The organism is Mycobacterium sp. (assembly GCF_025965855.1).
Taxonomy (GTDB): domain Bacteria; phylum Actinomycetota; class Actinomycetes; order Mycobacteriales; family Mycobacteriaceae; genus Mycobacterium.
Genome location: NZ_JAOPWB010000347.1, coordinates 1 through 7,113, shown reverse-complemented (window position 1 = coordinate 7,113; position 7,113 = coordinate 1). Strand labels below are relative to the sequence as shown.

7 protein-coding genes and 1 pseudogene are annotated in these 7,113 nt (G+C 62.7%); 7 read left to right on the top strand and 1 reads right to left on the bottom strand.

The annotated features are described in order from the left end of the window. The first annotated feature begins 143 nt into the window (after window positions 1-143). Both JWP83_RS29955 and JWP83_RS29950 read left to right on the top strand, forming a co-directional pair. Window positions 144-725, top strand: a complete 582-nt coding sequence (locus tag JWP83_RS29955; RefSeq protein ID WP_297738849.1) for a CTP synthase — start codon at window positions 144-146, stop codon at window positions 723-725. A gap of 159 nt (window positions 726-884) precedes the next feature. Continuing rightward, the gene (locus tag JWP83_RS29950) at window positions 885-1,526 is read left to right on the top strand and encodes a hypothetical protein (RefSeq protein ID WP_367185705.1); all 642 of its coding nucleotides are present in this window, start codon (window positions 885-887) and stop codon (window positions 1,524-1,526) included. Between the two features lie 652 nt (window positions 1,527-2,178). Here the strand turns inward: JWP83_RS29950 and JWP83_RS29945 are convergent. Beyond that, window positions 2,179-2,595: a MarR family winged helix-turn-helix transcriptional regulator gene (locus JWP83_RS29945; protein ID WP_297738845.1), complete on the bottom strand. Its 417-nt coding sequence runs from the start codon at window positions 2,593-2,595 to the stop codon at window positions 2,179-2,181. Between the two features lie 155 nt (window positions 2,596-2,750). Here JWP83_RS29945 and JWP83_RS29940 point away from each other — a divergent pair, with 155 nt between their 5' ends. The 5 genes and pseudogenes from JWP83_RS29940 to JWP83_RS29920 form a co-directional block, all read left to right on the top strand. Then, entirely contained in the window at window positions 2,751-3,326 is a 576-nt protein-coding gene (locus JWP83_RS29940; protein ID WP_297738843.1) for an NAD(P)H-dependent oxidoreductase, read from the top strand. 452 nt (window positions 3,327-3,778) lie between these two features. Then, a complete protein-coding gene (locus JWP83_RS29935; protein ID WP_297738841.1) occupies window positions 3,779-4,924 on the top strand; it encodes a zinc-binding dehydrogenase in 1,146 nt (381 codons plus the stop codon). Between the two features lie 293 nt (window positions 4,925-5,217). Next, window positions 5,218-5,799 (top strand): hypothetical protein, encoded by a 582-nt coding sequence (locus tag JWP83_RS29930; RefSeq protein WP_297738839.1) that lies wholly within the window; start codon window positions 5,218-5,220, stop codon window positions 5,797-5,799. Beyond that, complete coding sequence (locus JWP83_RS29925) at window positions 5,784-6,446, top strand: RES family NAD+ phosphorylase (protein ID WP_297738851.1); 663 nt, start codon at window positions 5,784-5,786, stop codon at window positions 6,444-6,446. The genes JWP83_RS29930 and JWP83_RS29925 overlap by 16 nt, the downstream gene beginning before the upstream one ends. Window positions 6,447-6,860: 414 nt before the next feature. Beyond that, window positions 6,861-7,113, top strand: a pseudogene (locus JWP83_RS29920) (acyl-CoA dehydrogenase family protein); the annotation flags it as partial.

Below are 7,113 nucleotides of genomic sequence, written 5' to 3'. Positions count from 1 at the left end.
GGGCACGATGGGCAATGAGGTGGAAGCCCGCACTAAACGCGTTCGCAATCACCTTCAACGGCCGGATCACCCCGACCGGCAACTAACAAATGCCAAGGTCGGATCCACCGTTAATCGGACAGCCCCGGCTAGCTACCGAAACGTTGGAGGCTGACCTTGGAAGGGTCGCCGCGGCAGATGTGTTGTGGTGCGCGCCGGGCAGCCCGTACCACGGCTTGGCCGGGGCGCTTGCGGCTTTGTGCTTCGGGCGCGAAAACGCGGTGCCAACCCTGGGCACCTGTGGCGGGTGTCAGCACATCATTCTGGAATACGCGCGTAATGTCCTCGGCTTCGAAGACGCAGAGGATGCGAACTATAACCCGTACGGGTCTCGGCTATTTATCTCCGCTCTGACGTGCTCATTGGCTGGGAAAACTATGCCGGTCAATCTAGAGGCGGGATCTATTGTCGCGCAGTGCTATAAAACGGCTAGGGCCACTGAGCGCTACTACTGCAACTTCGGCCTGAACGCGGTCTATCGAGAGACGCTGGAGGAAGCCGGTCTACGCGTCACCGGTGTCGACGACGATGGTGAGGCACGTGTTTTCGAGCTTGCTGGGCATCCGTTTTACATCGCCACCCTTTTCGTGCCGCAGAATCGCTCGACCGTTGAGGAGCCCCATCCGCTTGTGACGGCATTGTTGTCTGCGGGGGCCGACCGCCAACTCGTCAAGCAACCGGACTAGCGGTCCATATTGTCACGTCTAAGTCGCTCGATCTGTCGGTACACCCAGCTAATGTTGACGATCATCCCGACGAGCGGAGTGAGGGAAGATGGAGTCGAAAGTGCCTCCGCTGCTGGCGGCTGCTGGCGGAAGTGTTAGCGAAGCAACCGATTCCGCAACGTGCCTTTCCCTGGATGCCGGCGGGTTGGCGTAGGGAAATGCACGATCTTCCAGAGGTCCTGCAGGTTACTCGACGATCTTCCCGAGCGTGTCGATCGGAGTTTGGTTCGCGAGGTTGTGCTGGCCGAGCTCGATGGGGGGCGTGTCCTGCCGGCCTTCGTCAGTGCCATGGTGTGGGGCTACGGCGACAGGGGCTATGGGGCGACGCGGGTCCGCTGGGTGCTCACCGGTGTGAAGACAGGCGCTCACGACGCACCAGTGCGCGGCGACGTCGCTGGCGTGCTCCGCACCGGCACAGAGGTGGTACGCGCCAATGGGCCGCTTGAGGGTTTCCGCTACATGAACAACGCAGGCCGAATCAAGCACCTCGGGAGTGCCTTCTTCACAAAATGGCTCTACTTCGCCTCAGCGCTCACCAGCCCCGACGACCCGAACGCGGCTCCCATCCTGGACGACCAAGTACGCGAGTGGCTGGAGAAACATGCCGGCGTAATTCTCGACATCAGCCGAACCCCCGACTACCAACGCTATGTCGAGACTCTGACAGTCTGGGGAGAGAACTTCGGTCGGACCCCGGTACAGGTTGAAAAGGCGATCTTCGGGCTGGCAACGGCCACACCTGATCTCCGCAATGGCGATTAGTCGGTGTCTATAGCGGCCGTGTACCCGAGGACTATGGCCGTCGTGAGGGCTCGGTGTTCGGCGCCGAACTTCCCCAGGTTGAGAATGCGGTTGAGGCAGAGGCAAATTCGGGTGAAATCGTGTCAGACGACGATGGGGCAACGTCGGACAGGAAAAAGAGAACGTCCAGCTCGGACCTCGGCTTTGTATGGCGCATTGAAGAAGCAACCGAGATCTGTCAGCAAGGTGTGCCGGGCGGCACAGGGCCAAAGGACGTTGACCCCGGTGACTCGGCCTCCACGGCTTCTTGGCCCGGTGCCAACCTCGAATGGCGCCTAGGCTTGATCGCTCGCGTTTCTAAATAAACGAGCCACCGCCAACGCCCCACTTCCCCGCCCGCCGCGCCAGGTGTCTCATATACTGTATCGAATGGGCGCTTGCTGGTGGTGCTGTTACGTGCTTCATCAGGGGTAATACGGGCACTTCTGCGTCGTCGGTTCGAGCGCCGGCCCGGTCGGAACCGCCACAAAGTTTGAGACGTAGGACGCCTGGAGCGTCTCAATCAAGCTGGCGGAGACAAGTCGATCACCGCCGGCTCTGATGAGACCGGACATCCAGCTCGCTATCTCATACTCATCACCGCAGGAAGCTTCGCGCTCGTGTACCTCATCGCTTACGACGCGGCGTTGGGTGCAGACGTGGAGTCGTCTGCGGCGGCGATAAGTTCGAGCGCAGTGCCGAGGGCGCGTAGGTCGACACCTTGCAATTGATTCAGAAGATAGCGGCGGACGCTGTCGTGGTGGATGGGCATGGCCCGTTGGAGTCGGCCGAGTCCGGCGTCGGTCAGGATCGCATTGTAGGCGCGCGCATCGTGGGATGACTGCTCGCGGCGCACGAGGCCGTCGGCTTTCAGCCGCCCGATGGTGCGGCTGATTGCACTGAGCGACTGCTGGCAGCGTGCTGCCAGCTCGCTAAGCCCCAAGGTCTGGTCGGGCGCCTGGGACAAGAACAACAACACGACGTAGTCGCCGTGCGAGAGGCGCTGCTCTCGTTGCAGGTCGGCGTCGAAGCGGCGAAAGAGCGCCGACACAGCCGGTCGCAGCCTATCGACGACTCTCACTTCGTCGTCTGTGAGCCATGTCACCGACTCGCCTGGGAGCATCCCACCACTTTAGCGCTTGATTGTTCGCGCAAGCAAGTATATATTTGTTGGCGCAAGCAAACTTCGAGTGGAAGGTGGATTCTATGAGCACCCGGATCCTCGCTCTGGTCGGTAGCCTGCGCGCAGGCTCGTACAACCGGCAACTCGCCGAGGCGGCCGTCAAACATGCACCCGACGGCATAGCAGTCGACATCTTCGACGACCTGGCCGACGTGGCCTTCTACAACGAAGACACCGACCGCCCGGGCGCCGTGTCCGCGGCAGACCGGCTGCGCGCCGACGTTGAGTCCGCCGACGCGCTGCTGCTCGTCACCCCCGAATACAACGGCACCCTCCCCGCCTCGCTCAAGAACGCCATCGACTGGATCTCGCGCCCCTACCGGTCCGGGGCCATCACCGGAAAGCCGGTGGCTGTCATCGGTACTTCTCATGGCCGCTACGGCGGGATCTGGGCCCACGACGATGCTCGCAAAGCGGCGCGCATCGCCGGGGCACGCGTGCTCGATGACGTCAAGCTGTCGTTACCGAGCACAGCGACCCGCTTCGCCACCATCCACCCCGCAGACGACGACGAGATCGCCGAAGCGATGCCCACCATTTTGGCCACTCTCGCCGCCGCGGTTCCCAACCGTCGACAACTTGTCCCGGAGTCACGATGAGAACCATTCCGCGACCGCCGCGAATGGCTCGCGCAGGCCAACACCAAGCAACCGGAATTCACGGACAACAGGTAGGTAGGTCAGAGGTGAGGCTGCTTGATATCGGTAAGATCCACCGCCTCGTCGAGTATGGCCGCCGCTCATCGTGAGCTGACCGGGGCCAAAGCGAGATCGAGCTGGCAGATCCGGGTTCAGCCTCCTCGGCATCGTCAACGTCGCGATCGCGTTAATTCGCAGTCAGCAGCGTCGGCGTCTCCGCTGCACGGGGTGATCGACGTCTACCCGCTGGTGCCGGCGTCGCTGCGCTGTCCGGAGCCACCGCCGACCGACTGGCCGTCGACGGGTCTTTTAAATTGGGTTTGACAGCGGGGCCGAAACAACCCGTAAGGAGCAGGCGCGTGAGCCATCCAACCACGATCGAAACCGACGCAGCACCTCCGCTGCCCGAGCACATGCGGGCCTGGGTGCTGGGCGATCCCGGCCAGCTCAGTCTGGTGGACAAGCCGATCCCGAAGCCGGGACGCGCCGAGGTGCTGGTCCGCATTGATGCCGTGGCGATCTGCGCGACAGACCTGGAGATCATCGACCACGGCGCGCCGGCGATGATCCGCGGCGGCGAACCGTTCAACAAGATGTTTACCCCGGGTCACGAATACATGGGCACCGTGGCGGCGCTCGGCGCGGGTGTGGACGAGTACCGCGTAGGCCAGCGCGTCACCGTGGAGGTCCATGCCGGCTGCGGGCAGTGCAAGCGTTGCCGCCAAGGCATGTACACGGCCTGCCTCAACTACGGCCTCAACTACGGTGACGTTGACAAAGGCCACCGCGCCAACGGCTTCACCACCGATGGTGGTTTCGCCGAATATGCCGTCAACAACATCAACACGCTGATTGCCGTCTCCGACAGCATGTCCGACGCCGAGGCGACGCTGGTAGTGACGGCAGGCACCGCGATGTACGGTCTGACCGAACTCGGCGGGCTGGTGGCCGGAGACGGTGTCGCCGTGGTGGGGCCGGGACCGATCGGCCTGCTCGGCGTCGCCGTGGCCAAGGCGCTGGGGGCATCGCCGGTGGTTCTCACCGGTACGCGGGACAACCGCCTGCAGATCGGGCGCGCACTGGGCGCGGATCACGTGATCAATGTGCACAATGAGGACGCGGTGGAGGCGGTGCGCCGTATCACTGGCGCCATGGGACTGGATTACGTACTCGAGTGCTCTGGCGCACCCGACGCCGTGAACCAGGCGGCGCGCATGCTCAACCGTGGTGGCCGCATATGCCTCACCGCCTTCCCGCATGAGCCGGCGTCGATCGACATCGCCTATATCGTGCGCAACAACATCTACCTCTATGGCATCCGCGGCGAGGGCAAAAGTGCCGCGCACCGCGCCGAGGCGCTCATGTCGCAGAAACGCTTCGATGCCACAAAGATCCACACGCACACATTCGACCTGCGCGACCTGCCGACAGCCCTGCGCTACGCCCGCGAACACATCCAGGATGCGATCAAGGTGGTGGTAACGACGCGCAACGCCGAGTCAGTGCGCACAACCGTGCCCGCGGACCAACACTCGGATCAACCGGAATCGCCAGGATAGTATCGAACTCCCAAAAGCCTGACGGCGAACTTGTGGTGGCGTGATTCGACGACGCGTCCAATGGCAGCGGCGCATACCCTTGCCGACGTTCCACGGAGCTGCCTTAATGGAGAGCGGCCGGTCCCCGGAAGCCGTGTCTCGCTTCTAAAAGATTCGAGACAGCTGTCGGGTCGAGCTGAGCATCGCGGGTTGTCGGTAACGAGACCGGATTCGCCGGTTGATCTGCGAATGTACGCGTTCGTGCCACTAACGCCCATGATATGGTGTAAGCACGCGTTAGTTCGGAGGTCGTTATGGGTGATGAACTGGATCAGCTGTTGCGTGAGCATTACGACGTGAGCCGCGATGACGTTGTGGCTGCGCTCAAAAGGTTGCCGGTCCTGCGGCCCTGGACTGCACAGTTGACGGCCGCGGAGGCCCGGCTGCTCGACGAGGTGGGGTTCGGTGAGGATCCGCAAGCTTATGCCAAGGCTGCCGTCGACGTTGCAGCCCACCTTGGGCGGCTAATCAATACAGCATTCACCGCCAACGAGGTGGCCAAGGGCCTGGGCATCTCGTCCTCACGGGTGCGTCAGCGGCGATTGAATCGAGGCCTGTGGGCCATTCAGGACGGCGCCACCTGGCTTTATCCTCTGACACAGTTCGAACGTGACGCAAACGGTGGCCCGACGAAGCAGATTCGCGGATTAGACCGTGTATTCCAAGCGTTGCCGGCCGACTTGCATCCAGTGGCCGTCGACGGGTTCCTTCACACGCCGCACCTCGATCTGCAGGTGGACGGCAATCCGATGGCGCCCCTGGATTGGCTGCGCAGCGGGGGTGACGTTGCTGCGGTAGTTGCGGTGGCTGAAACCACCGACTGGTATGGCAGGTGACTGCTCGTACGCGACTGCCTGATCCGCCCTCGAAGGACAGGCTCCGTGCTATAGGGATCCGTGATAGCGAATACCGCACCATCGGTGCGGATGAGCTGTGGTGGCGAGTTCATCGTACCGAGGGCCCTAACGTCTTGGCATGGAGCTCTTTTCGGCGTTTCGGGCCGGTATTGCGGTTTGATCCTCATCCGTTGCCGCGGCGCGTGCATCCCGATCGTGGAATTTGGTACGGAGCCGCCACCCCGGATGCCGCGCTAGCCGAGACGTTCCAGGCCGACCGAACGATAGATCGGTTTCGCGACACGCCGTATTTGACCGGTCTGCGTTTTACCCGCGACCTTCACCTGCTCGATGTCGCCGCCGACAGCACCGGAGCGTGGGCGACAAGGGCGGGTGGCACTTTCGCCATGTCGACGGCGCCCCACTCGATCACCCAGCGCTGGGCCAGGCGCATTGTCGATGCATTTCCCGACCTCGCCGGTCTGCGATACAACAGCCGCTTCGCCGGGACAGCTTGCATAGCACTGTTCCTGCCGGCAGCGACGGCGATGCCAGGCCATCCCGTTTTTTCCGAACCCCTCAACCACCCGGGCTTGGCGCGACGCATCGCCGCAGCCGCCCAGCGGCTCGGTTACGACGTGATCTGAGGGCTTGGCTCCCTGACCGACGGGGCTCCCAAGGACTGACGCACCGGCATCAGCACTCCCCTCCCCCACCGCAGCCGACGACACGACCGAATACGGAGGATTCGAATATGGCGGGTTACCAATAAAGTACGCCGTTTTCATCTGATGAATCAGGGTCGGCCCTCGTCTACCCGCCCCCGACTGGTGGGCACGTTTGGCCAGGATTGCCTGTCGCAGTGAAAGTTTCGATCAATCGCACCTGGAGTCACGGGGTCTGGCCCGGCGAGTCGGCCAAGTGGCAGTCGAACAGCAGCCCTTTCTAGCCCGACAGTCGGCGCACATCTCCCCCTGTGTCGCTAGGGATATGTGATGCGTAAACCAGCCGTTGCCTTACTAGGGCAGCAGGATTACAGTGTGATCTCACTATGATCTGGGGTGATTTCTAAGCACATGGCATGGGACTTCGAGACCGATCCCGAGTTCGCCGAGCAACTGGCCTGGATGCGGGCATTCATCGACGACGAGCTGATCCCGCTCGAGCCGATCCTCGACGAGCTCCCCGCTGACGAGTGGCTCGTCGCCAAGCGACACCTGCAGAACCGGGTCAAGGCGCAGGGCCTATGGGGAGCCTTCCTCGACCCGAAGCTCGGCGGCGCAGGTCTCGGTCAGCTGAAGCTGGCGCTGATGT